We start from the raw sequence: 25,626 nt of genomic DNA on the forward strand, positions 1-25,626 counted from the left end.
TTTCACTCCTCTAATTTGCCTTTCAAAGCTTCACAAATCTGAATCAGCGATTCTTTATCGTTTTCTGAAAAATATTTTTCTTGGCGATACCCCATTAAGACCACCCCATAAACTTCTCGATTATCAATAATGGGGGCAGCTAATGAGGATTGAAGTTTTTCAGTACGAGCAATTGGATACTCCGCTAATTTATCTGTTTGGCTTAAAATATGATGTTCTTCATGCATTCTGCCTGTTTTCCAAACAATGCCAGCAATCCCTCGACCGACTCGTAAACGAATTTTTTGATAGGCTGTTCCCTGATTTCCAGCGACATGTAGCCAACGAATTTCAGTTGTTTGATTTTTTTCTGCAACATTTTCTGCGACGCCTAAAAAATCACAACCTATTTTCTTTCTTTGCATTTCTAACCAGCTATTGATTTCTATCATCAAAACTACTCCAATTCCCTATTTTTTTCTCGTTCACTTGTACTTTGTTACAAATATCACTAATATAAGAATCAGGTTTCGCTTATTAATCTTGGAGGCTAAAAATTATGAAGAAGGATCTTTCCTTACCTACCTTAATCCTAATTATTACAACCACTGTTTTTTCTTTTTCCAGTATGACTACCGCTTTTTTCATGATGGGCAGTAAGTCTCTCCCCTGGTTTTTAATTAGCGGTGCTTGTTACTTCATTCCTTATGCTTTAATTGTCGCACAGTATACTAAAAAATACGCTGATCGATCAGGAACTATTTTTGACTGGTTAAAAGAATCTTTGTCACCAAAGTTGGCTTTTATTACCGCTGCCTTATGGTATTGCAGCTATTTTACTTGGATGGTTAGTTTGTTCATGCGAATCATGATTCCATTTTCTATTTTACTATTTGGTAAAGATATTTCTAGTGCAGCCAGTTGGTTTGGCATTTCTAGCCAAATCTGGGTAGCTCTTTTATCGATTCTGTCAGTTTTCTTATTAACAGCTTTAAATACTCGTGGCTTTCAAGTGATAGTTTCTTTTTTGAAAATTTCAAGCTTTGCCATGGTCGGCTTACTAATCTTATCATTAATTAGTAATTTACTGATTATTAGCCGTCATCCTGCTGAGTTTTTCCCAAATATCATCGGTAGTATTCATGCGGATAGTTTTTTTACTGGCACAAATAACCAGTTTTTTTCACAACTACCATTTTTTATTTTTTCAATTACTGCTTTTGGTGGCTTAGATACTGTTGCTAGTTTAGCTGACCGCACAAAAAAAAGCAAAAGCCGGTTTCCTCGAGCAGTCATTATTGCTGCAGTAATTATTACTTTATTATACTTCATAGGTATTATTCTATGGAGTGGTGCGAATAACTTGGAGGCTTTAAGACAAACAAATCAGATGCATCTGGGTAATCTTATGTACGGTTTAATGGGTACAACTGCTAAAAACTTAGCTGTTAGTTTTAATTTTTCTAACAGTCAAACAGCACTACTTTATCAAATTTTTATTCGTTATACGGCGTTCACCTTGTTTGTTGCTTATTTAAGTTTGTTATCTTCAATTACTTTTGGGCCGTTAAAAAGTTTAATTCAAGGAACACCAAAAGAAATTTGGCCGAAAAAGTTTGTTTCATTAAATAGTAATCAGATGCCGGTTAATGCTTTATGGTTACAAGCCGTGTTGGTAGCTTTAGTGATTCTTACACTATCTTTAAATAATCAATTTTTAGGTAATCTCTACAATCAATTAACCTATATGACAAATGTCGCTCGTTCTATCCCATATTTTGTAGTTGCCATCAGTTTTCCATTCTTTATTCAAAAAAATATTGTCAGTGATCATGAGCGTTTAATTCAAAATAAAAAAAACAATTATTTATTGTCGATCAGTGTCTGTCTTTGTATATTGCTAGCAATTGGTTTTCAAATTTATCAACCTTTTAAATTAGGCAATTATGTTGATGGTTTCAGCTTGATTATTGGTCCGATTATTTTTGTTTTTCTCTCACGTTTATTATATCAACGTTTTGAAAGACGACAAGCTTTGCAACTATAGTTAATAGAGAACTATTTTGCCAATAGTTCTCTACTTTTTTATTATTCAGGATAAGCTATCTTTTTCAGTTCTTTATCAGCAGCTAAATACTGATCGATTTCAACAATAAATTTTTTCAAATGGGCTGTTTCATTATGCAAGTCAACAGCTGCTTGATCCCGCCAATTTTCTATAATCATAAACTGATTTTTCGTATCCAAGCTCTCTAAACAATCATAGAAAAGAGCCCCTTCATCTTGTCTAGATTTACTCACTAAATCCTCTACAAATACTAAAAATTCTTCTCGTTTTTCTGGTTTAACTTTCAACAAAACATTAATAATTATCATTGTTTTCCTCCTAATATTCTTGATGGCAGACGGCTTCAATATTATAACCGTCAGGGTCAATTACAAAGGCTGCATAATAGTTTTCATGGTAATTAGGACGAAGACCCGGTGCCCCATTGTCTCTTCCACCAGCATTAATTGCTGCTTGATAAAATGCATCAACAATTTCCTGTTTGGTTGTGCCAAAAGCTACATGAATTTTAGTTGGCTCGCTTTTTAAAATCCATAGATCCCCACCATCACTGGCACCATAGCAAATTCCGTGGTCCATTTCGATTTTTACCTGATAGCCTAAAGGTGCCAAAGCTTTTGAATAAAACTCTTTGCTTTTTGATAAATCAGATACACCTAAACTTAAATGATCAATCATTCTTATCCCTTCTCTCTTTACTAATTTATTTTAGTATAGCAAATTCAAAAAGATTACAGGAGTGATCATTACAAATTTATGCAAAAAAATCACAAGCCGATTACTCAACTTGTGATTGTTCATTTATTATTCAGCATCTAAAGTAATCTTTACATTACCTTTGATTGCTTTAGAATATGGGCAGATACCTTCTGTTTCTTCCATATATTTTAAAGTTTCTTCTTTAGACAAGCCATCGATTTTTCCAATTAAAGTCACTTCTAAATGTAAAGTATTAAAATCAGGCAAATCACCAAGTAAACCAACTTCAGCTCGGACAGAACGATGTAGATCCCCTTTACCATCACGTTCTAATGGGAAAACCATCGCGCCATTAAAACAAGCAGCAATTCCTGCTGCAAATAGTTCTTCAGGATTTGTATACCCCTCTTTTTTTGCACCAGTCGTTTTAACATCTAAATATCCTGTCACTGATTTACTTTCGCCTTCACGACCGCCTTCATTAACAACTGTTGATAGTGAGATTTTTTTTGCCATTTGAATCATCCTTTCTTGTCTATAAATTCAATATAGCATAAAAAAATTTTTTATTGTAATAAGCCGCTCGCATAGAACGTCTGCAAAACGTCATTATTAAACAAACTTATTCATCTAATAAACGATTTTGGCCTTCAATCTTTTGAATTTTAGTAATATCTTGAGTCACTTCTAAACAACCTAAGTATTCACCTTCTTGATCTTTTAAAGCAAAGTAGCGAATATAAACCTTCATCCCTTTCATATCGATCCAAAAATCAGCTGTTTCTCTCACACCTGCTCGAAAATCATCTAAAATTTGTTGCACAACATGCATACTTTTTGGCGGATGACAGTTAATTACTTCTCGGCCTAAAACAGAATTTGTCCGTGGAAATACACGAGATTTTCCTTCAGAGTAAAAACGTACGATGTCATTTTTATCAACAAAGGTTAAGTCTACCGGCAATACTTGAAATATCGCAACCATTTCTTTTAGCTGTAATGAACCTGTCGGAAGACCAATTATTTCTGAGTTAGAGGTTATCGATTCTTCCATATTTTTAGTTAATTCTAATCCTGCAGCAATACCATCTGTGGTCTCTTTTGCTTGAGCAATTGCGATTTGCCTAGCCGGCTCTCTTTCGATTTCACTAGCCTTCGCTTTTTCACTAGCTTTCCATGGTAAAGGTTCGGGAATAAACGCATAGCCAATATCAAAACTATCAGCTGCAATTTTTTCCCAATCAGCTAAACTAAAGACATCTAAAGTCATCGGTACCATAATCTCTTCTTCTTTAAAAATCATTTCTTCAATTTCTGTTTTTAAAGCTGTCCACTTTTCAAAGAGCGGATTAAAGGCTGCTTTAGACGAATCAAGATAAGTAATTAATTCTTTTAGCATTTCCCGAATGTTATCGTCTACGCCCCACATTACTTTAGGTGGCGCTGTGATACCGTATTTTTCCATATAAGAAAAAATGATCGTTTCTTTGCGGGCATAATGTTTATCAATTTGTTTTAAATCAGTCAAGGCCGATAGCAAGCGCTCTTTTTGAGACCAATCGCCAGTTTTTATTTTCTGTAACAAATCATCCACTTCATCAGTCAATAACGATTGCAACACTTGATTTTCTAGCTTTAAGACAGCAACTGGATGTCCTGGTTGTTCATGCTCGTAATCAGAACGATGAATCTCATTAATGGAACCTTTAAAAACTGCCGCATGAATATTACATAATTTTTGAATTTCAGTCGGCGCTAGTCCACTTTGAATTAAAGCTTTTTCAGCTGCAGTAATTTCTGTCACATCGATACCATCAAATTCTTGATTAAACATCTCCTTGGCTTCTTCAAAAGAGCCTCCTTGGTGTAACAAAGATAATATTTCAACAATTTTCTCTTGTCTTTGTGCTTTAGTTTGATCCATTTAATCTACTCCTTTCACAATAAAACCAGCTTCTTCAAATTTTGTAACTATTTCTGCTAAAGGAATTTTTTTCATTTTTGCTCCTTTAGGTATTGTCATATAGCGGCCAGCTGTTTGAAGCATGCCTGGTTTGGCAATTTCTTTAAATCCATTAGCGGCCATTATGGTTTGAACTTCTGGAAAGTCTTTGACTATATCAAATAGAGTTCGCGATAAATCAATTTCTGGCATTTTATCCCTCCATATAATTAAGTATTTCACAAATATTGTAAACGTATTTTTATTGAAAAAATATAGGGATTTCCCCTATTTTTTTCACAAAAAAACTCTGAGACATTTAATCTCAGAGCTTAAGAAATAATTTTCATATCACTAAAAGGGTAATAAACAAACCTTGCTTTTCCAATAATTTCATCCGCCTTGACGGTTCCAAAAGAACGACTGTCTTTAGAGATTCGGCGATTGTCTCCTAAAACAAAATACTGATCTTCAGGTAAGCGATCCTCACCAATTAATTCTCGTAGCGTGAAATTTGTCGTATAAGGCATTTGCTTGCTTGCATTTTTCTTTTGTAAATACGGCTCGGAAACAGCTTGGTTATTCACATACAATATATCATCTTGATAGGTAATCTGGTCTCCTGGCAATCCAATCACGCGCTTAATATAAGTAGTTTGATCTGCTTGTTCGAAAACAACGACATCAAAACGTTTCACTGATGTAAATTTCTCCATGATTACCATATCGGACTGTTTCAAAGTCGGTGACATGGAATTACCAGTCACCGGTACAGGAATTAAAATGAAACCCCGAATAATTACGCCAAAAAATAAAGCAATTATCAAATATTTTAGACCTAACCATAAATATTCTTTTTTAAATCTTTTCATCTAATCTTTCCTTCTAATTTTATGTTAGGAGATTTTATTGATTTTTAACATATCTACCGCACTTTGATATGCTGTATCATTTTCTTTTACTAATTGAAAAATGCTTTCTTGAATATTCTTAGCTGTCGGCTCATCCACTACACCAGTTGCTTCCATATTATTATTGATTTGAATATCCTTGACTGCATCTAATGTTTGTTCATTAAAAGAATCACCACTTGTCTCGTAGCCTAAGGCAGCTAGCATTACATTAATATTCTTAATTACTTCACCATTATCACCAACTCGCCAGTTTGAGCTGGTAGAAATTGGTGGCAATTTGGCATAGTCAGGATAATCTGCTTGAATCGTTGGCTTTACTCCCGTCTGATCAATCGAAGAACCATCTGGTGTCAGCCAGTTCATGACTGTTAATTGTAAATAATTATTTTCACCAATTGGTAAGACATTTTGGATGGTTCCTTTGCCAAAAGTATTCACTCCAACTAAAGAAAAACCTTTATGCTTAACTGCCGCAGCCAATACTTCTGAACCAAACGCTGTTTCCTGATCTACTAGAAATACAGTCGGTTCAATTACCTTAAATCCGCTATCTATTTTACTACCAGCTTTTTCGGTTGATACCACCTCACCACGGGCTGAAAATTGTGCGATTGTATCACCATCCGATAAAAAGTAGCTGGCTACTCGTTCTGCTTCAGAAAGTAAATTCCCGGAGTTTTGACGGATATCAACAACAAAAGAAGTAGCTCCTTGAGTTCTTAAATCTTCAATCGTATTGCGAAATTCTAACGCAGTTGTCTCTCGGAAATTAGTTAATTCAACATAACCAATAGTCGGATTATCTGAATTAATTTCTCCCATGACCGTTTCATTGGGAACAACCTCTCTTTTTAAATCAACGCTAAATTCTTCTTCTCCACGACGAATCAACAAACTCACTTCTGTATCTTTTTTTCCCCGAATTTTATTTGCTGTCTCATCAATCGTCTGATTTTCAGTGGACTGACCATCGACAGCTAAAATAATATCTCCAGCTTTTAAAGACGCTTTTTCCGCAGGAGAATTTTTAATTGGAACACCTTCGATAACTGGCAAACGATCCTTTAAATTTATACTTGTCCCTATACCACCAAAATTGCTTGAAACAGACTCATCAATTTTTTTGGTTTCTTCAGCAGTTAAAAATTCTGAATATTCATCATCTAAAACGGCGGTCATGCCGCTTAGACCCCCTTCTACCAAAGCTTTTTTGCTAACTTCTTCCACATAATTCGTACTTATTAAATCATATAAATCCTGAACTTCATCTAAATCACTACGGGTCACTCGAACAACCGATTGATTCTGTACACTCGCTCTAGTTTCAATAAAATGAACAACAACTGCAGTAACAACCACAGTAAAAAAAAGTCCAACTAAAAAAATCGGTAGTGGAATCGTTCTTTTATGCAAAAAAAAACTCCTTTCATCCCTTTTTTTCATGATAGCATGTAAAAAAAAAAAGGAAAAGCGCTGTTTGGCTTTTCCCATAATTTTACTGATTATTTTCTTGATAATTGTCCCAAACTTGATCAAATAAATCCATCGATGAGAGATAGTTAACACTCAATTCTAGATAACTACTTAATTCATGATAGTCTTGTGACTGCTTAGGAAAGTTATTATCTTTTGCCACATTGGCTGCAAAATCCTCAACTGGATCACCTACATTGTGACCGCGTTGCGTCAATATATAATGATAGAAACTTCTACGCAAAATTTACCTCCAATTTTGATCTAGGAAATCTTCTCGAATGGCATGATTCTTTGAAAAATTCTCTGGCTCTTTTTGATAATAGTCTTGATGTTCCATTTCAGCAGCATAAAAAATTTGTGCCGGTTCAATCGTTGTGACAATTGGCTCATTAAAACGGCCACTGTCTGCCAAGGCTTGGCGACTTTTTTCCGCTGCACGTCTTTGTTCTTCACTTTGATAAAAAATCACTGGTCGATAATTGTCCCCGCGATCTTCAAACTGGCCAAAAGCATCGGTTGGGTCCGTTTGTTGCCAGTACACTTCTAACAATTTTCGATAACTAAAAATTGTCGGGTCAAAAGTAATTTCAACTGCCTCAGTGTGTCCCGTATCTCCTTTTTTAACTTGCTGATAAGTTGGGTTTTCAGTTGTTCCACCAGTATAGCCTGAAACAACTGATTCAATGCCCGCTAAACTATCAAATGGCTGAACCATACACCAAAAACAGCCGCCAGCAAAGATTGCTTTTTCCATTACTCACCATCTCCTTCATCTGACGGTAAGTATAAACTAAATTGAATATCGTCGCCAACTAAATCAATATGATCTGCTTTCACGTACATATCGTTTTGCAGTTTAAATTGATTTAATTTGATCGTCATTGTTTGCTCACTAGGATTGACTTCCACCCATTCAGGAAAATCATAACTTTTTTCAACCAAGGACATAACTTGCTGCACTGGAAAATTCAAAGTTCCGATGGATAAATCAGTTGCTTTTAATTGGACATTGCCATTCGTCATCACATACGGTTCAAAATAAAGACTGAACTCTACTTTTGTCCCTAAAATCGGAAACTCTCCAGTTAATAAAGCCTCATCTTCTAAATAAAACTGATATTTAACATCGGAATCTTTTTGAAAATTATTTAAAAAATAAGACATTAAAGTGTTCAATTTTTTCTTATTCGTGTTCATGGTTACTACTGACGTACCTTTTGTGACGGTCACTTCACTAGCTGGTGGTAGATTGGTTTCTCGTTGAGAAAAGATTCTAGTACCTAAAAAAATACCACTACCTAAGATCAGACCTATTAATATCAAAAAAGCCCATTTCCATATATTTTTTGGTTTCTTCATTTATTCATTCTCCTTCAACAACCACAAATTATGACTCTTGACCATTTCCTGACTAATCGCCTCAGCCATGATGTGATAACCAGTATTATTAGGATGGAAACTATCATCGTCAGACAAGAGATTATTTTTGACTGAATTATCCTCACTATCAGAATTTGCGGTTTTATAACCTTTATAAAGTAAATCATTTACTGGAATAAAGAAAGTATTCTGATTATCTGCAATGATTTCTTTTGTTGATTCATTCCAATTATCAACAACTTCTTGCATAATTTTTATATTTGAAAAATTTAGATAATACGGATTATAAATACCAACTATGTAGATAGGTGCTTCTTTATTTAGCTCTCTAATCTCATCCATAATATCTTGAATATTGTTGTCGTATTTTTTTATTGCTCCGTTAAAAGCACTGGATTTTTTTGCGTTAATCTTTTTTTGGAAGCTTTGCATTAAATCATTACCCCCAACAGTAATACTTATCAAATCAGCACTAGCAAGACTTGTTTGCAAATCATCATCCTTTTTGATTCGTTTTAAAATTTGATCACTGCGTTCACCCGCAACTCCAAAATTTTCATTTTGGACAGTAGACAAATCATAGTGTTCCTTTAATTCATTAGCTACTATTGGCACATAACCACCATCACCGGTTTCATCACCTACACCTTCAGTCAAAGAATCTCCAACAGCAACAAAATGGATCGTTTCTTTATAATTTTGCTTTGTATTATCCGCAGAAAATTTTAACTTTGGCTGGGCCTTAGGTAAGAGCAGATTTAAACTAAGCAAAACTATCAATGCTGTAATAATTGGAACAATAACTGGTAGAAATTTTTTTATATTCACGCTTTTCATTTAGAGAAGATGCCTCTTTTCATTGATAATTTTACAAATAAAGCTGAGCAAAAGTCGCTAGGACTTTGACTCAGCTCCAAAATTTTTATTCAGTATAATACATGATGGCAAAAGCTTCTTTACCAGCATGTGTCGCTACAATTGGATTTGTATGCAGAACTGGAATTTCCATATCAGGAAACATTTCTTGTAATGCTTGTTTGGCTTCTTCAATGAATTCTGTTTTGCCGGTATGTGAGATACCGATTTTTCTAATGGTAAATTTACTTAATTCATCTTTGAAATTTTCAAACCACTTGGTGAAAGTTTTTTTCCCTCGGCCTTTAACGATGGGCGTGAGTAACCCATTTTCTAATTCCATAATCACTCGCATGTTTAATACGTTTGAAATAACACCTTTGGCTCGAGAAACCCGGCCACCTTTTACCAAATTATCTAGCGAAGAAATACCAATAAACAAATAGCTATTTTCCTTAATTTTACCAATAGCTGCTAATATTTCTTCAACTGATGCACCATTGTTTGCCATTTCAGCTGCTCGAATAACTTGAAAAGATAATCCTTGATCAATGAAACCACTATCAATTACAGTGACATCACTACTAGTTAAAAAAGTTGCTTGGCGAGCTGCTTCAACAGTCCCACTTAAAGTATGAACCATATGAATAGAAATAATTTGGCTACCATCTTTACCCAATTCATCATAAAGTTCAGCAAAATAACCAATTGGTGGCTGACTAGTTTTAGGTAAACTCTTTGCCCCTGCCATCATATCCATAAATTTTTCGCCACTTAAATTATCATCATCGGGATAAACCACATCATCAATCATCACTGATAATGGAATCATTGTAATATTTAAATCATCCCGCACACTTTTTTCAATGGTACAAGACGAATCGGTAACTATTTTTACTTTAGACATCTCTATCCTTCTTTCTCATAGAACATTTACACATTTACCAGTATAACAGACACGCAAAAATAAATCATTGGTCGCGAAGTCTTCTTATAAAAACTTGAAACACTTTCAAAAAAATGGGCTTGAATTATCGACCCATTTTCCATTTTATTTGAAAAATTAAAAATTCTCAAATACTTTTTATGCAATCACTAATCGCTATAAATATCTTTTAAGTCAAACCAAAAAACAGGACTACCGGTACGTCCATCGATTTCTGTTTCTGTAATACCATTATCATCATAATTGCAATGAATAATCGTTCCGTTGCCTGTGGCAAATCCTGTATGACCGCTTGCTCCACCAGAACTTCCTTGTACGCCGGAAATAAATAGGCTACCTTTTTTTACTTGATCTCTTGTTATTGGAACAAACAAAATATCTATTAATGCAAATAAGTCTTCCGTATTACCAATTCGATGATCTGACGGTAAGTAATGGCTCTCAATTAAAGCATAAAAAACCGCACTAGAACAATCATATGAACTTGGACCTTTTCGATTTTGCATCGAATAAGTTACATTGTCTTGTCGTTGATAAAACCAATCAAGAACTTTATCGATTCTAGCTCTATTTCCAGCAGAATAATATGCGATTCCTTCATTTTTCCAACCTAATTTTAGTAATTGATTTCTTTCATTGAGATCTACCGTATAGTGATGTGACCCAGCATTGCGAGCATTTGGATTGAACAACCGATAAACTGATAATCCATCAGTTGCTGTCAGCCAAGCAATTCCCTCATCCTGCCAACCAGCTATAATTAATGCATCAATTTCTCCTCGCGATAAAGTATAGTGATGTTCACCAGAGTTAGGATTATAGACGCGGTACAATTCATTCCCTTCGGTAACACTATAAGAACCGATACCTTCATCTTGCCAGCCAATACTTACTAAATAGTCTCGTTCATTCGTATCTTTTGTATAAAAATGCTCACCTGAATGAGGATTGTATACCCGATAAACTGGAATTTGCTCAGCTGGTTGCGCATTATCGACAGTTCCCCCCAATACTTTTGGGTCGGGTTCACTTATTTCATCCATCGTGTCTACCGTAGTTACTTTGTTTAAATCTTCAATCGGTTGGTCATTTGTGTTGGTCGCTTCTTTAGCAGCTGATTGAGTAGATGTATTCGTATTATTAGGTACTTTTTCAACCGATTGTTCATTACTTACTTCATTCGTATTACTATTTAAAGGCGTATTTTCTAAATCAGGTTGTTCTGAATTCGATTCAGCTACCGTTGGATCAAGTGTTTCTTCTGATGAAACTGCTTGAGTTGATTCATCTTCTTTGGACTCGTGATTGAATTCGAGTGATTCAGTTGATTGAGATTCTACGACAATTGCTTCGGTATCAGAAAGTGGAGACATAGCTTGATTGGTTAAATCAACTATTTCTGCAATACTGTCAGCGGAAAAATTTGTAACAGCTTCGGTTTCAGCAGCTGCAACTTCTTGACTGGTAGAAGCAATGCTCAATCCCAGTAACCCAAAGAAAATAATTGGCGCAATCAGCCATTTTTTTCCAGCTTTGTACATTTTAAACCGTTTTTTTTCAATGTGATCTATTTCTTTATGCACTTTTTCTCCCCCTTTTAAACTCTTTTTAATAAAAATAGATTTATTAAAAAAAGCTGGCAATTAAAATTGCCAGCTTCATACCAGTTAAAACTACTAAAAATATTAGCCTTAAATATGTACGCTAGTCTTATATTTGCTCAATCAAATTTTTGATTAAAAAATAAAATGGACCATTTTTAGACTAGCATATTATAAAAACTATTTAAAGCAGTTTTTATCATCGATTTTTATTTTCGCAGGTAGCTTTCAAACTGGTAGTCATAAGGATTTTTTTCATCTTTAGTTCCAACTCTTCTTTCTAAAAGCATAAAATTATCCCAATCAAGTGCTGGAAAAAAAGCATCGCCTGTAAAGTTTTCATAGATAAGTGTTCGTAATATTTTTTGGCAATGAGGTAACAGTGCCTGATAAATAGTTGAGCCTCCACAAATAAAAACATCGTCTTCCATTGCTTCAGCGAATGTCATAATATCTTCTATTGAATGCATAACTTCAACACCCTCAGCATGGTAGGCTGTATCGCGAGTTAAAATAATTGTTTTGCGATTAGGTAACGGACGACTATTCATCCCGACAAAGGTTTTTCTCCCCATGACAATTGTCTGATTTTCTGTTGTTTCCTTGAAAAACTTCAAATCTGCTGGCAGACGCCAAGGTAGTTTTCCTTTTTTACCAATTAAGCCGTTCTGATCTTGTGCCCAGATTGCAACTAACATAGTTTATACCGCCACCGGTGCTTTAATCGCAGCTGCCGGTGTATATCCTTCAACTTTTATATCGTCCATCTCAAAATCGAAGACAGATTCTTTTTCTTGATTCAAAATTAATTTAGGAAAAGCTTGCGGTTTTCTAGATAATTGTTCTTTCATTTGTTCTTCGTGATTTGAATAAAGATGCGCGTCCCCTAAAGTATGAACAAAATCGCCAACTTCAAGGTTTGTTTCGTGGGCGATTAAATGGGTCAATAATGCGTAACTCGCGATATTAAACGGAACACCTAAGAATACATCAGCACTTCGTTGATATAATTGACAGCTTAATTTGCCATCATTCACATAAAACTGAAACATCGTGTGGCAAGGAGGCAACGCCATTGTTGGTACATCTTCAGGATTCCATGCTGATACAATTAAACGGCGAGAATCAGGTGTCGTTTTAATCATCTCAATTACATTACTGATTTGATCAATAAAACCACCATCTTTTGTTTGCCAATGACGCCATTGTGAACCATAAATATTACCCAATTCTCCATATTTTTCAGCAAATTTTTCATCATCTAATATTTTTTGACAAAATTCTTTTAATTCTTTTTGATAGCTTTCATTAAAAGCTTCATCCAATAAAGCACGGCGACCAAAATCCGTCATATCAGGTCCTGTATAATCTTCTGAAGAAACATAACGCTCGAAAGCCCATTCGTCCCAAATATGATTATTATGCTGTAATAAATAACGAATATTGGTGTCTCCTTTTAAAAACCATAACAATTCACTTTTGATCAAACCAAATGGTACCCGTTTGGTCGTTAATAATGGGAACCCTTCACTTAAGTCAAAACGCATTTGATAACCAAAAATACTTTTGGTACCTGTTCCAGTACGATCACCTTTCTGATGACCTTCTTCTAATAATTTACGACCTAAATCTAGATATGCTTGTTCCATTTAGCTTTCCTCCACTATTTCAGATAAATATTCCCAACGATTCATTTGTTCCTCTAAATCTATTTCAGTTTGATCAATTTCTTTTTGTAATGACTGTAATTTAGAAAAATCTTCTCCTTGATGGTTCATATCTTCGGTTAATTGTTCGATTTTTTCTTCTAACTTGGCAATACGATCTTCAATGGTTGCCCACTCTTTTTGTTCATTATATGACAATTTCTTCTTTTTTGATTTTTCTTTTGTCTCATTTTTAACAGCTTTTATGACTTTTGTCGACTCCTCTGTCTCTTTTAAATAATCCATAATGCTCGCTAAAGTACTTATAATCTTGCCTTCACCTTCGAAAATTAAGAGTTTGTCAGTCACTTTATCTAAGAAATAACGATCGTGAGACACAGTAATAACGGCACCCGAAAAATCTTGCAAATAATCTTCTAAAACTGTCAAAGTCGCAATATCTAAGTCGTTTGTCGGTTCATCTAATAACAAGACATTAGGTTGTTGAATTAATAATTTCAACAAATACAAACGTCGTTTTTCGCCACCTGAAAGTTTGCCAACCAATGTGCCATGCATTGATCTTGGAAATAGAAATCTTTCCAATAATTCAGCCACACTAATTTGGTTCCCATCATTTTGCTTAACTTCTTCGGCAACTTCTTGTAAATAAGCAATCATCCGTTTGTTAGGATCAATTACTTCATTTTCCTGAGTGTAATAAGCCAAATGAACAGTTTCACCAATCTCATAAATACCACTATCTAATTCAAGTCGACCACCTAAAATATTTAATAGCGTTGATTTTCCAGCACCATTTTTTCCGGTGATACCCAAACGTTCATTGGCCTGAATTAATAAATTAAAATGCTCTAACAAAATTTTACCATTGATCGCATAATTCGCATCTTCAAGTTTTAAAACTTTTTTCCCGAGACGATTTGTAGCAATATTTACTTCAATTTTCCCATCAGTTTGCACTTGATTCAAATTTTCTTTTAAATCTTCAAAACGATTAATCCGTGCTTGTTGTTTGGTTGTTCGAGCCTTTGCACCAGCACGCATCCAAGCCAATTCTTGTTTAAATAATTGTTTTCGCTTGCCTTCTTGTTCCCCAGCAATCCGATCTCGCTCTGCCTTTTCAGCTACATAATATTCATAATTCCCTTGATACTCATAGAGTTTTCCAAATGACAATTCAAAGATACGATTGGTTACACGATCTAAAAAGTAACGATCATGAGTCACCATTAGAAGGGCACCTTGATAGTTTTTCAAATAATTTTCTAACCAAGTAATCGCTTGATAATCTAGATGGTTAGTTGGTTCATCTAACAAAAGTAAATCAGGTGCATCAATTAATACTTGTGCCAAACCCACTCTTTTTTTCTGTCCACCAGATAATTCACTTATTTTTTTATGTAAGGTATCAATTCCCAACTTATTTAAGATCGCTTTCGCTTCACTATCGGCTGTCCAAGCATCTTGTTTATTCATTGCTTCTTCAGCATTAGAAAATTCTTCCTGAAACTGTTGATTACTACCGTCGGAATTTAAATTTATTAAGGCTTTTTCATATTGACGAACTGTTTGCATTAAGGGATTATTCCCTGCAAAAACAACTTCCAAAACTGATTCATCAGGTGGAAATTCTTGTGCTTGAGTCAAAAAGCCAATGCGATAATCACTAGCCTTCTCAATCGCTGAAATATCTCCATCGCCACTATCTAAACCAGCTAAAATGGCAAGCAAACTCGATTTGCCAGTACCGTTAACACCGATCAAACCAATACGATCTTTTTCGTGAATTAAAAAAGAAATGTGATCAAACAATGTTTTATCCCCAAAAGTTTTATGCAAGTTTGTTACTTTTAATTCTTTCATGATAGCCACCTTTAGATTTATTCAACTCATTGTAACAAAAAAAGAGAAGGATGGCATCTCCTTCTCTTGCGAAATTAATCTCTATGACAGTGTGGTCCATGACCATGATGGTGATGGTGATGGCGATGATGCGGTCCGTGATGTCCATGAGGTTTACCATGATGTCCGTGTGGTCCATCTTCAAATGAATCTTCTTCACCTGCCAATTCTTCTTCAAGTTTTTGGTTTAATTTGTCAACTAAAGTCGACCATTGCATTTTTTCTTCATCAGTAAAATCTACAAATAGTTCTGTCGTAATATCAGGACGTTGACCGATTTTTTCAGCCTCTTCGCGACCCAAATCAGTTAGCTTAACAATCATGGCCCGACGATCTTCTTCTGATGCCTCACGAGTTACCCAACCCTTATCAGTTAATTTTTGAATTAATTCTCCAGCAGATTGGGGACGTAATCCTAGTACAAAGATCAAATCTTTTTGCGAAATTTCTGGATGTAATTTTAGTAAGGCTAACACTCGCCCTTGTCCTTGATGCGCTTCTAATCCATGGTTTTTTGCTCTTTGACGATGAAAATATCTTCTCAAATCATGTTGCATTTTCATGAATTGTTCGTTTAAATTGTTTTCCATAATAAAAATCTCCTCTTAAGGTTATTATTTTTTTCAGGTACCTTATGTTTATATAATACAGGTACCTTACTATTTTTGCAACAATATTCCTCTTTTTATTATGGTACCTTAATAATTTCTTATACAAAAAAGACAGAATTACGAAAATTCTGTCTTTTAGGATTTAAAATTTGTCAGGATACGTACTATCTACATCTTTTTCTGGGTCAATAACGATGTATAAGCTCTTAGTTTTTTCAGAGAATTTAATTGATTGATAAACATTGTCTAAACCATCAGCATCTTTTTCTTTGTATGGGAAATAAACAATATCAGGTTTACCACTGCGGAAAATGATTTCCATTCTTTCAATATCTTGGAATTTATGGGCTCTTTCGAACATGCCTAATTCTAAACCACCTAAGTTAATATCAGATGTTTGGACATGATCGCCCTCTTGATAGATTTCAATTTTGAAACCAGCAACTGGGTGAATTTCCACAAACTCACTACCATTAATCCGACCATAACTTGTTGTAATTTGTTTAATCCATAAATCGCCAATGTAGCGACGGTCAATTGTCCAAGTTTCCCCATTACGGAAATAAAATTTTAAAGCACTCATTTCTCTTGCCATTTTTGCATTCTCCTTACATCTATAAGATAAACTAATTCTAGCATAAGTAGCAGTAAACGGTCACATGATTGGCTTATTTTGAATTTTTTCCATAAATTTCAAGCGATTCACGATGACTCTTTGATGATTTGCTGTGGCGATTAATGTATCTCCAGCATAAGCAGAGAGAGTGAAATCAACTGTTCGCTCACCTCTCTCAAGAATTTCAGCAGTAACGATTATTTGAGCTCCTACTGGACTGGGAGCTAGGTGTTTCATCTCCATAATAAAACCAACACTAGTCATATTACTAGCTAAATCCAACATATTTTTTGCGGTGTTTTCCATCATTGCTACCAAACATGGTGTTGCCAAAACGGCTAGATCACCCGAACCTAATTTTTCTGCTGTATCTGTTGCCGAAACTACAAACTCTTTAGTCAATTTTTCCATTATCCACCTCTTCTAAATATTTTTGGGCAAATTGAATGAGTGATTTCTCTTGATTTTTTAATTCTCCTTCGACAATTCCCTTTTCAATTGCTCGTAATACTTCATTAATCCAAGGTCCTTTAGGTCGGTCAAATAGTGAAAACAAATCATTTCCTTTGATTACTACATCTTTTAAAGAGTGAATCGGTAAAGTCTGATACATCATCCGAATCTTGGACAAGTTAGGTGTTTGATCAAAATAATATAATAAGTAATCCACTGATAAGGCCAATTCTCGTCCGATTTGATATAATTTCCAAGCTGTCCATTCATTTTCTTTGCGATACTTTAAAGCGGGAACCATCTGCTGCACATCTTTAATGACTTGATTGGAACATTTCCATTCTTTTAAAAAAGAACGAATTTTGTCCTCCGGCAAATGAATTTGATCAATTAACAACGTCCAAGCTTGGCTTTCTAGTGGAATGGCTGGCCCTACTAACTCTGCAAAACTCAATAATCCTTCACCGTAGGCTCTTAGACCTGGGCAATAGATATAGCATTCTGATTCCACAAACGAGCGCATCCCTGCTTGACGAAAAGAACCCATTAATAATTTGACAAACTCCATATTTATTCGTTCAACTGAAATTTTTGCCAGCAAAGAATGATATTCACTAATCGCATCAAAAGTCTCCCTTTGTAAATTAAATCCTAGTTGACTAACAAAACGTAAAGCTCTCATCATCCGTAGCGCATCTTCATGAAATCGTTCGTAAGGGTTACCAACTGCCCGTAAAACTTTATTTCGTAAATCATTCAGGCCATCAAATAAATCAATCACTTCACCATTTATTCCCACTGCCAAAGCATTGATTGTAAAATCCCGACGTTTTAAATCTTCTTTCAGCGAACGTACAAACTCAACATGGTCTGGACGACGATAATCTTGATAGGTTGATTCTGTTCTAAAAGTCGTCACTTCATAAGTTTCTTCCTTTGTAATAACCATGACTGTGCCGTGTTGAATACCGACATCAATAGTTTTTCGAAATAAAGCTTTTACTTCTGCTGGAAAAGCACTAGTAGCAATATCCACATCATGTATGGGTTTATTCAGAAGAATATCTCGCACGCTACCACCAACATAATAAGCTTCATATCCCGCTTCTTGTAGTTTTCGTAAAATCGGCATCGCTCCTTGAAACTCCAACGGTAAATTTTCTAATTTCATTTTGTCTCACCTGTCTGTCCATCTTTACGTTCAAAGCGATAAGCATCTCGTTGATTAAATTTCGCCATATTTTGATTAAAACTTTTCGTCAAGTCAATGTCTAATGAATTCGCCATAATTAAAGTAACAAATAAAACGTCTCCTAATTCTTCTTCAACAGAAATAATTGCCTCTGTATCTTTTTTAGGTTTCTCACCATAATAATGATTAATTTCTCGAGCAAGTTCACCCACTTCCTCAGTTAATCTAGCCATTTGTGCTAAGGGTGAAAAATAACCAGTCTTAAATTGTTGAATATATTGATCAACTTCTATTTGCATTTTTGCTAATGTTTTTTGTTCCATCAAACCACCTCAGAACTATCTTATCAAAAAACGCTTTTCTTTCCTATCCTGATGTTGTAAGTCCTGCTTTTTCATGATAAGTTTGAAGGTGGAAAACATCTAAAAGGAGGACACAATGGAAACATCAACATCAACCCGTGTGAAAGAAATTTTCTTCATTGTTGGCGGAACGGCAATTTATGCATTTGGTTTGGTTTACTTAAATATCGCGAATCATTTGGCTGAAGGTGGAGTGACTGGTATCACTTTAATCATCCGTGCATTATTTGGTATCGATCCAGCCTATACAACTTTACTGATTAATATTCCTCTGATTTTAATTGGCGGTAAAGTTCTAGGCAAACGGTCATTTTATTACACGATTTTAGGAACAGTTTGTTTATCTGTCTTTTTATGGATTTGGCAGCGGGTACCTCTTGTGATTAATTTAGACCACGATTTATTTATTGTTTCACTACTTGCTGGTTTATTCGCAGGCTTTGGTAGTGGCTTGGTTTATCGTTACGGTGGAACTACTGGTGGTGCCGATGTGATTGCTCGCATATTAGAACAAAAAATTGGTTTTACAATGGGTAAATCATTACTAATCTTTGATGTGATTGTATTGCTATTGTCTCTAACTTATTTAGATTTAAAGCGCATGATGTATACTTTAATTGTTTCCTTTGTCTTTAGTAAGGTCGTCGATATGCTATCATCTGGCGGTTACGCTGCTAAAGGTGTAATGATTATTTCTAATCGAAACGAAGAAATCGCTCAAATTTTAATGGATCATTTAGAGCGAGGTGTCACTTATATTCATGGTGAAGGCGGCTTTTCATCTGATTTGAAAAAAATTATTTATATTATTGTTTCTCCTCAAGAAATGAATGAAGTAAAGAAAATTATTCATACTGTGGATGAAAAGGCCTTTATCTCTATTTCAAATGTTCATGATGTGGTAGGAGAAGGATTCACTTACCTCAAGCCACAGCGTAGAAAATTCTTTTTGAAGAAAAACTAAAAAATCCAGGTCAGTAAATTTTTTATACTGACTTGGATTTTTTTATGTTGTTATATAGGATTCGATATTTTTACCATTGGATATTTAGTAAATCCAACATGCGATAATAGGCAGTTTCAATTCGCTGTCTTTTTATTTCTGGAACCGTATCTGCATATTTACCCTTAGGAAGATAATTTTCAGCTAAAAAAACTTGATAATCTTGCGCTTGGACTGTTCCATATTCTGGGTGCTGATAAAAGCGACCAGCAATTGGTTCTTTATCTACCCAAGTTGGATGAGCTTTTACCTTAGTTAGTTTGGTTCCTCCATCATTTTTAGTAATCTCGACCTCCATAATTACTCCGCGTTCAGTCCAGTAATCTCCTACACTTTCAAAACGTTGATCGGATATAAGATTGCCCATCGAATAAATAATAAACTTTCTTTCACCATCTTTTTCGATAATTTCAGTCGGTTCTGCTACATGGGGATGTCCGCCAAAAATAATATCTGCTCCTAAGTCGATCATTTTACGATAATTTTTTTGTTGTTCTTTAGTTGGTTCTAATGAGTACTCCACTCCGGATTGGGGCATGACGATTGTAATATCTGCCACTTCTTCAGCTTTTTTCAAATCAGCGGCAACTTTTTCCATATCCAAATCTCTCAAATATTGATTGTATTGTTTTTTAGTCAAAGTAGCTTCCATACCATTAAAACCATAAGAATATGCGAGCAAAGCGATTTTTATGCCGTTAACTTCTTTAATGACCATTGCATCTGCTTGATCCGTTTCTACACCAATAGGATCAATACCAATCTTTTTAAAAGTTGCAGCCGTTGATTTCAGTCCTGCTAGTCCAGTATCCAAAATATGATTATGGGCCAAGTCAACAACATCAAATCCCGCCTCTTTAATGCTGTCTGCTACTTCTTCTGGGGCATTAAACATCGGATAACCACTTAATTGCCAGTCAGGATTAATCGTTCCTTCAAAGTCTCCTAAAGACAAATCCGCTTCTTTTAGAATTGGCTTGATTTGAGCATAATCATTGTCTAAATCATAGCCGGAACCATCATAGGCGCTTCTGAATAAAATATCATGGTACAGCATATCTCCGCTTGCTGTGATGGTCGCTTTTTGTTCATTTTTTTTAGTAACTACTGGTGTATTTGTTGGTTCATTCGTTTGTGTATTAGCTTCACTAAAACGAATCCCTAACATTATCAAACTAAGTAACCCTAAACTTAGCCAAAAGATCATGTCGATTCTTCTTTTTCTGGCGACTCTTTGAACTCGTTTCATGTTTTTATCTAAATGATTCACGTTTAAGATTGATTTTAAATATCGCTTGTTAAAAATCCGATCCCATCTCACTACTCTTTCCCCCTAGAGTGACGCTCTAAACATTTCTAAATTGTTGTCAAAATTTTTCACCTTATTCATTCAATATAAGCAAAAAGGACAAGAGTTGATTATCCTTTTTGCTTAGTTTTTTATTGAACTTCTTTTTCTTTAATCAATAATTTTAAACGATTGATTTCATTGGATAGCTCGACAAAAGTATCTTGATCGCCATCTTCTAGAGCTTGATCGATTTGCTGATATAAATGTTTCAAAGTCGCTTGTTGAGCTTCTTTTTCCATATACGATTCTACTTCATTGATCGTTTCGGCACTGACAGAATCATTCCAGGAGATAGCTGGATTATCTTCTAAGACAGATAAATATAGCGCATTTTGCCAAGGGTTCGGAAAAATACATTCTATATATAAGGGTTGTTGCCAATGGAGACGAATTTCATGAAAAATTTGATCACTACTAGCAAAATTTTGTCCAGAGACAGTCAACATCATTGGTTCCATCTTTTCTTGACTAGCATCACGAAAAACAATTCCTCGCTCAGTTTTTTCCGCTTGCTCCACCACATGGACGTTTTTTAAAATAGCCTCGTGATTAATTAAATAATTTAAAATCCAGACAACCTCTCTTCTTTGAAAAGGGACATTATTGATTAGCCAAACTAAAAATTCTCTTTTATCTGCTACATCTACCATCTGATCACCTCTCTAATAAATCTTGTAAAATCGATTGCACCTCAATATCTTCTGGTTCCAATGCTAAATAATCTGCTAACACCTGTCTTGCTTGCGCTAATTGGCCTTCTTCTCTCAAAAATAATCCGTAAGCCTTCAAAAACTCTGCTTCTTGCTTTAATTCTTCATAGGCCAATTGATAATATTTACCAGCTTCAGCATATTCTTCTAGCTCGTCATTGGCTTGTGCTAAATTCCATAAAGCATATGGATTGTCTTGTTCATCCATTTTACTAATCGCTTGAATCGCTTCTTCAGGTTCACCTTCATTTAAAAATAGATTGCTCAATGTTAACAATGTTTCATCGACTTTTTCACCTGTACTTAGAGCTTGGTCTAAATAGTCTTCAGATTTTTCTCGATTATGTAAACGATAAGCCAATTCGGAAGCCAAATGTAAAGTTTCCACCTGATAAGGATTTTCTTTTATTCCTGCTTCAGCAATTTTCAAAGCTTCTTCTACTAATTCTTCTTCTTTCAAACTGTCTGCTAAATAATAATAAACACTTTGATATTCTGGATCCATTTTTTGAACTTCTTCAAAATAAATAATAGCTTGTTGATATTCTTTCAGTTGATAATAAGTAAAGCCTAATTGGAACAATCGATCAGAGGTGCTTTCTTCATCAATAGCTGCTTTTAAAAAAGGTATCGCCTCTTCAAAACCGCCTAACAAACTATACCCACTGCCAATCCGTTCATTTAACGAAATATTTGCGACTTCATTAATTCCTTGTTTTTGTAGTTGACCATATTCAGCAATCGCTTCACCTAATTGGTTGTTGGCAAAATGTAGCTCGCCTAAAGCAAAAGTAATCAATGTTTCCTCAGGTGCTATCGCTTTGGCCTGTAACAATTTTGCTTCACTAACCTCAGGAATGCCTAGAACCTGATATAAATCAGCAGTAACTAATAAACTTTCTAAATAATTAGGGCTATCCATCGGAATCTTTTCAAGATATTCAAAAGCTTGATCGATCTCGTCATCTTCAATCGCCATTTCAGCTAACGATAAATAAAAATAATCTTCCTCAGGAAATTCTTCCAACAACTGCGTTATAATTTCACGAGCTTCTGTTAAAAATCCTAAATTCTGTAATTCTTGGGCCAAACTGGCTAATATTTCTGCCGAATCATTTTTCAATGCTGCTTGAAACATCTCTTGAGCTTTTGCTAAATCTTCATTTCTTAAAGCATCTAACATTTTTTCACTATAACTATTCATTGATTGTCCCTCTAATTTCTTTTAATACTTTTGTGTAGTTTGCAAAAGCACGATCCAATTGCACTTCTGTCACTGCTTGATACCCATTTGTTTTCCCTACCTCGGCTAATCCTAACGAACCTTTTCCTTTTGCCATAATAACTACTTGCTCGCCATAATCAGCTAAAGAAATCGCCGCCGGCAAGAGAACTGGAAAATCTAATTGCATCAACCATATCATAAAATTTTTGAAATTAAAATCAAGTTTCGCGACTTGACCATTCCAAAAGAAAGCAAAAAGTAGCCCAAACTGATTTTTCATACTATCTGATAACAAATGTCCGTTTTCTGTTTGAAAAAATGCTGCGGTAAAAATTTCATCAAAACTGGCCAATTCTGTTCGGCTATCTTGATAAAAATCAATGACTGCATCAATAAATGCCGCTGAGGATTTGGTATTCAATACTTGACGAGTGGGAAATGCTCGAAAAACCTGTTGTAAAAAATGGTAATCCAAAACAATTCCACATCGAATGAGTACTAATAAATCAACTATTTTACCAGTAATTTGTTGGTCAGCTAAAGTCTGATCGAACAAAATTCTCTGAGGAGAAATTTCTGTTGCCATAACTGCTTGAACTTTCTCTTGGGAAATAATTTGACTTTGATTGTTTAAAGACTGAGCAAATGCACGTAGTGATAAGGGAATCAACCAAAGTTCTACATCAAAAACTGCCACTTGTTGATAAAAACTCATCAATTCCATCACACCTTGATTGCCGATGCCAATCATGATCATTTTTTTATTTGGTGAGAATCGATTCATGAAGGAAATAAAATCTTCAAATGTTCGAAAATCATTACAATATCGATTATTGGTTGTAATAAACCAATCAACCGAAGTTGCTGCTTGAACAAACTGATTCAGTTTCTCAGCCAAATGATCATAGTAGCGTTGATTCCCGCAAAAAATAATTTGACTATCCCTTAAGTCAGTTGAACGAAATAAGCTAGCCACAGTTTTTCCATAGAAAATTTTAGTTGGTTCTTTTCTTTGAAAAGTTCTTTCCATTTTCTCACCACCTCTTTCTTATCATACCAAAAAAAGGTTAAAAAAACAGAAGTCAAATGTGACTTCTGCTATAACGAGACAATTTTATCCGCAATTGCTTCAATAAAACGAGTATCATGTTCAATTACAATCATCGTTGGTGAAACTTCTTTAAGCAATGTTAATAGTTGTTTCTGATTAAAAACGTCTAAATAATTTAACGGCTCATCCCAAACATATAAATTAGCTGGTTGAGCTAAAGACTTAGCCACTTCAACTTTTTTTCGTTGTCCCATACTCATTTCTTCAATTTTATTCTCAAAAACATTGCGTTCCATGCCTAATTTACGGAGATTATTCAAAAACTGTGAAAAATCAAGCCCTTCTGTTTCAGCAAAAGCTGCTAATGTCCCAGAGTTATCTTGATAATTTTGCCGAATATGGCTCATTTGGATACCTTTAGGTAAATGGATTTCCCCTGCTTGTTTACCTTTAAATTCCTGCAAAATTGCTGCCAATAATGAAGTTTTTCCACTTCCGTTAGCTCCTGTAATAGCTAAACATTCCCCTTTAAATAATTCAATATTAACTGGATCAAAAAGGGGAGTTTGTTGATAAGTAAGCACAACCTTCTCCATTTGTAATATTCTTTGATGATAACTTGGCTGATAATTCATTTCTAAACCATCAACTGTTTCAATATTTTTTAATAGCTGTGACTTTTCACTGATTTGACCTTCTACTCTTTGTAAAATGGCTTTTGATCGTTTCATCATTCGTGCAGCGTCAGCACCAATTGCACCTGGGCTTACCCGCCGATATTCAGTATCAATAAAACCTTTTGATTGATTTAGTTTGTCTTTTTCACGATTTTTCGACCATTCAGCTTTTTCAATTGCCGTCTTCTGTAAACGCGAAATCTCTTTTTTCAGTTTGATATTTTGTGCTTGTTCAAAAGCATCTTGACGGGCCTTTTGATCTTCATAGGTACTAAAATCCCCTTGATATAATACCAGTTGATTTTTTTCAATCGCCAAAATATGATTGACCGTTTCATCTAAAAATTGGCGATCATGGCTAACTAAAATATACCCTTGTCTTTTTTCCTTTAAATAATTTGCAACCTGTTTACGACCGACTACATCTAAGTGGTTGGTCGGCTCGTCAATCAAAGGATAAAGGCCTTCTTCAATAAACATTAAGGCCAACAATACTTTGGTCTGTTCACCACCAGATAAGGTCTCAAAGGGACGCCACAAAACTTCTGGATCACAGGCTAATAAATTTAACTCTCGCTCCATCTGCCATAATTCAAATGTCCGGATTTCTAATAAAGCATAAAAAGTTAGCTGCTTCGCATCAGATATTGTTTTGGGAAAGTAATCAAAAATCATCTGATACTGAATTCTTCCACTATAAGGCAATTGCTTTTGTAAAATTCTAAGAAATGTAGTTTTTCCGCGACCGTTCCTACCTACTAATCCTAGCTTCCATTGATCATCAATGATTAATTGTGCATCATCAAATAATAAAGTTCCCATTTGATCATAACCAAAAGACAAATTTTCAATTTTAATATTGGACATACTGGCTCACTTCCTTTGAAAAAAGGAGCAAAAAAAGACTCCAGTTATTAATGAAAAACCGGTGTCTCCTAAACATATC

29 protein-coding genes are annotated in these 25,626 nt (G+C 34.9%); 2 read left to right on the plus strand and 27 right to left on the minus strand.

Annotated features, from left to right (window positions below; all coding sequences use genetic code 11):
• Positions 1 to 2: 2 nt before the first annotated feature.
• The gene (locus tag ACVWNY_RS07545; protein ID WP_218325090.1) at positions 3 to 431 is read right to left on the minus strand and encodes a GAF domain-containing protein; all 429 of its coding nucleotides are present in this window, start codon (positions 429 to 431) and stop codon (positions 3 to 5) included.
• Between the two features lie 107 nt (positions 432 to 538).
• Between ACVWNY_RS07545 and ACVWNY_RS07550 the strand changes: the two genes are divergently transcribed.
• The gene (locus ACVWNY_RS07550) at positions 539 to 2,026 is read left to right on the plus strand and encodes an amino acid permease (protein ID WP_218325089.1); all 1,488 of its coding nucleotides are present in this window, start codon (positions 539 to 541) and stop codon (positions 2,024 to 2,026) included.
• A gap of 41 nt (positions 2,027 to 2,067) precedes the next feature.
• Here the strand turns inward: ACVWNY_RS07550 and ACVWNY_RS07555 are convergent, their stop codons facing one another.
• The 21 genes from ACVWNY_RS07555 to ACVWNY_RS07655 form a co-directional block, all read right to left on the minus strand.
• Entirely contained in the window at positions 2,068 to 2,355 is a 288-nt protein-coding gene (locus tag ACVWNY_RS07555) for a putative quinol monooxygenase (RefSeq protein WP_218325088.1), read from the minus strand.
• A gap of 10 nt (positions 2,356 to 2,365) precedes the next feature.
• Entirely contained in the window at positions 2,366 to 2,725 is a 360-nt protein-coding gene (locus ACVWNY_RS07560) for a VOC family protein (protein ID WP_218325087.1), read from the minus strand.
• A 126-nt stretch (positions 2,726 to 2,851) separates the two neighbouring features.
• Positions 2,852 to 3,262: an Ohr family peroxiredoxin gene (locus tag ACVWNY_RS07565; protein ID WP_218325086.1), complete on the minus strand. Its 411-nt coding sequence runs from the start codon at positions 3,260 to 3,262 to the stop codon at positions 2,852 to 2,854.
• A 106-nt stretch (positions 3,263 to 3,368) separates the two neighbouring features.
• Complete coding sequence (locus tag ACVWNY_RS07570) at positions 3,369 to 4,670, minus strand: DUF438 domain-containing protein (RefSeq protein ID WP_218325085.1); 1,302 nt, start codon at positions 4,668 to 4,670, stop codon at positions 3,369 to 3,371.
• On the minus strand, positions 4,671 to 4,901 hold the full coding sequence (locus ACVWNY_RS07575) for a DUF1858 domain-containing protein (protein ID WP_218325084.1): 231 nt from the start codon (positions 4,899 to 4,901) through the stop codon (positions 4,671 to 4,673).
• Between the two features lie 119 nt (positions 4,902 to 5,020).
• Complete coding sequence (gene lepB, locus ACVWNY_RS07580) at positions 5,021 to 5,560, minus strand: signal peptidase I (RefSeq protein ID WP_218325083.1); 540 nt, start codon at positions 5,558 to 5,560, stop codon at positions 5,021 to 5,023.
• 24 nt (positions 5,561 to 5,584) lie between these two features.
• Entirely contained in the window at positions 5,585 to 7,015 is a 1,431-nt protein-coding gene (locus ACVWNY_RS07585) for a S41 family peptidase (protein ID WP_218325082.1), read from the minus strand.
• A gap of 82 nt (positions 7,016 to 7,097) precedes the next feature.
• The gene (locus tag ACVWNY_RS07590) at positions 7,098 to 7,319 is read right to left on the minus strand and encodes a YozE family protein (protein ID WP_218325081.1); all 222 of its coding nucleotides are present in this window, start codon (positions 7,317 to 7,319) and stop codon (positions 7,098 to 7,100) included.
• 3 nt (positions 7,320 to 7,322) lie between these two features.
• Positions 7,323 to 7,832, minus strand: coding sequence for a peptide-methionine (S)-S-oxide reductase MsrA (msrA, locus tag ACVWNY_RS07595; RefSeq protein WP_218325080.1), 510 nt, complete (start codon positions 7,830 to 7,832; stop codon positions 7,323 to 7,325).
• Entirely contained in the window at positions 7,832 to 8,437 is a 606-nt protein-coding gene (locus tag ACVWNY_RS07600) for a YpmS family protein (RefSeq protein ID WP_218325079.1), read from the minus strand. Before ACVWNY_RS07600 ends, msrA begins: the two co-directional genes overlap by 1 nt.
• Positions 8,438 to 9,295, minus strand: a complete 858-nt coding sequence (locus tag ACVWNY_RS07605; protein WP_218325078.1) for an SGNH/GDSL hydrolase family protein — start codon at positions 9,293 to 9,295, stop codon at positions 8,438 to 8,440. It lies immediately after the preceding gene.
• Between the two features lie 85 nt (positions 9,296 to 9,380).
• The gene (locus tag ACVWNY_RS07610; RefSeq protein ID WP_218325077.1) at positions 9,381 to 10,220 is read right to left on the minus strand and encodes a DegV family protein; all 840 of its coding nucleotides are present in this window, start codon (positions 10,218 to 10,220) and stop codon (positions 9,381 to 9,383) included.
• A gap of 188 nt (positions 10,221 to 10,408) precedes the next feature.
• Entirely contained in the window at positions 10,409 to 11,842 is a 1,434-nt protein-coding gene (locus tag ACVWNY_RS07615; RefSeq protein ID WP_218325076.1) for a peptidoglycan amidohydrolase family protein, read from the minus strand.
• 227 nt (positions 11,843 to 12,069) lie between these two features.
• Entirely contained in the window at positions 12,070 to 12,558 is a 489-nt protein-coding gene (locus ACVWNY_RS07620; protein WP_218325075.1) for a dihydrofolate reductase, read from the minus strand.
• 3 nt (positions 12,559 to 12,561) lie between these two features.
• Complete coding sequence (locus ACVWNY_RS07625) at positions 12,562 to 13,509, minus strand: thymidylate synthase (RefSeq protein WP_218325074.1); 948 nt, start codon at positions 13,507 to 13,509, stop codon at positions 12,562 to 12,564.
• Positions 13,510 to 15,390, minus strand: a complete 1,881-nt coding sequence (locus ACVWNY_RS07630; protein WP_454071209.1) for an ABC-F family ATP-binding cassette domain-containing protein — start codon at positions 15,388 to 15,390, stop codon at positions 13,510 to 13,512. It lies immediately after the preceding gene.
• A gap of 74 nt (positions 15,391 to 15,464) precedes the next feature.
• Complete coding sequence (locus ACVWNY_RS07635) at positions 15,465 to 16,019, minus strand: MarR family winged helix-turn-helix transcriptional regulator (protein ID WP_218325072.1); 555 nt, start codon at positions 16,017 to 16,019, stop codon at positions 15,465 to 15,467.
• A gap of 163 nt (positions 16,020 to 16,182) precedes the next feature.
• On the minus strand, positions 16,183 to 16,635 hold the full coding sequence (locus ACVWNY_RS07640) for a hypothetical protein (protein ID WP_218325071.1): 453 nt from the start codon (positions 16,633 to 16,635) through the stop codon (positions 16,183 to 16,185).
• A 60-nt stretch (positions 16,636 to 16,695) separates the two neighbouring features.
• Positions 16,696 to 17,067, minus strand: a complete 372-nt coding sequence (locus ACVWNY_RS07645) for a thioesterase family protein (protein WP_454071210.1) — start codon at positions 17,065 to 17,067, stop codon at positions 16,696 to 16,698.
• Positions 17,051 to 18,280, minus strand: coding sequence for a CCA tRNA nucleotidyltransferase (locus ACVWNY_RS07650; RefSeq protein ID WP_218325069.1), 1,230 nt, complete (start codon positions 18,278 to 18,280; stop codon positions 17,051 to 17,053). The genes ACVWNY_RS07645 and ACVWNY_RS07650 overlap by 17 nt, the downstream gene beginning before the upstream one ends.
• Positions 18,277 to 18,624, minus strand: coding sequence for a nucleotide pyrophosphohydrolase (locus ACVWNY_RS07655; protein WP_218325068.1), 348 nt, complete (start codon positions 18,622 to 18,624; stop codon positions 18,277 to 18,279). Before ACVWNY_RS07655 ends, ACVWNY_RS07650 begins: the two co-directional genes overlap by 4 nt.
• 115 nt (positions 18,625 to 18,739) lie before the next feature.
• Between ACVWNY_RS07655 and ACVWNY_RS07660 the strand changes: the two genes are divergently transcribed.
• On the plus strand, positions 18,740 to 19,627 hold the full coding sequence (locus ACVWNY_RS07660) for a YitT family protein (protein ID WP_218325067.1): 888 nt from the start codon (positions 18,740 to 18,742) through the stop codon (positions 19,625 to 19,627).
• 70 nt (positions 19,628 to 19,697) lie between these two features.
• On the opposite strand, the gene ACVWNY_RS07665 is transcribed toward ACVWNY_RS07660, so the two are convergent.
• The 5 genes from ACVWNY_RS07665 to abc-f form a co-directional block, all read right to left on the minus strand.
• Complete coding sequence (locus tag ACVWNY_RS07665; protein ID WP_218325445.1) at positions 19,698 to 20,915, minus strand: CapA family protein; 1,218 nt, start codon at positions 20,913 to 20,915, stop codon at positions 19,698 to 19,700.
• A 191-nt stretch (positions 20,916 to 21,106) separates the two neighbouring features.
• Positions 21,107 to 21,667 carry a YpiB family protein gene (locus tag ACVWNY_RS07670; protein WP_218325066.1) on the minus strand — a complete coding sequence of 187 codons (561 nt, stop codon included), beginning with the start codon at positions 21,665 to 21,667 and terminating at the stop codon, positions 21,107 to 21,109.
• Positions 21,668 to 21,671: 4 nt separating this feature from the next.
• On the minus strand, positions 21,672 to 22,931 hold the full coding sequence (locus ACVWNY_RS07675) for a tetratricopeptide repeat protein (protein WP_218325065.1): 1,260 nt from the start codon (positions 22,929 to 22,931) through the stop codon (positions 21,672 to 21,674).
• The gene (locus tag ACVWNY_RS07680; protein ID WP_218325064.1) at positions 22,924 to 23,982 is read right to left on the minus strand and encodes a PI-PLC domain-containing protein; all 1,059 of its coding nucleotides are present in this window, start codon (positions 23,980 to 23,982) and stop codon (positions 22,924 to 22,926) included. Before ACVWNY_RS07680 ends, ACVWNY_RS07675 begins: the two co-directional genes overlap by 8 nt.
• 68 nt (positions 23,983 to 24,050) lie before the next feature.
• Complete coding sequence (abc-f, locus tag ACVWNY_RS07685) at positions 24,051 to 25,547, minus strand: ribosomal protection-like ABC-F family protein (protein ID WP_218325063.1); 1,497 nt, start codon at positions 25,545 to 25,547, stop codon at positions 24,051 to 24,053.
• Positions 25,548 to 25,626 lie beyond the last annotated feature (79 nt).

The sequence above is a fragment of the Enterococcus sp. JNUCC 77 genome, from assembly GCF_054819945.1.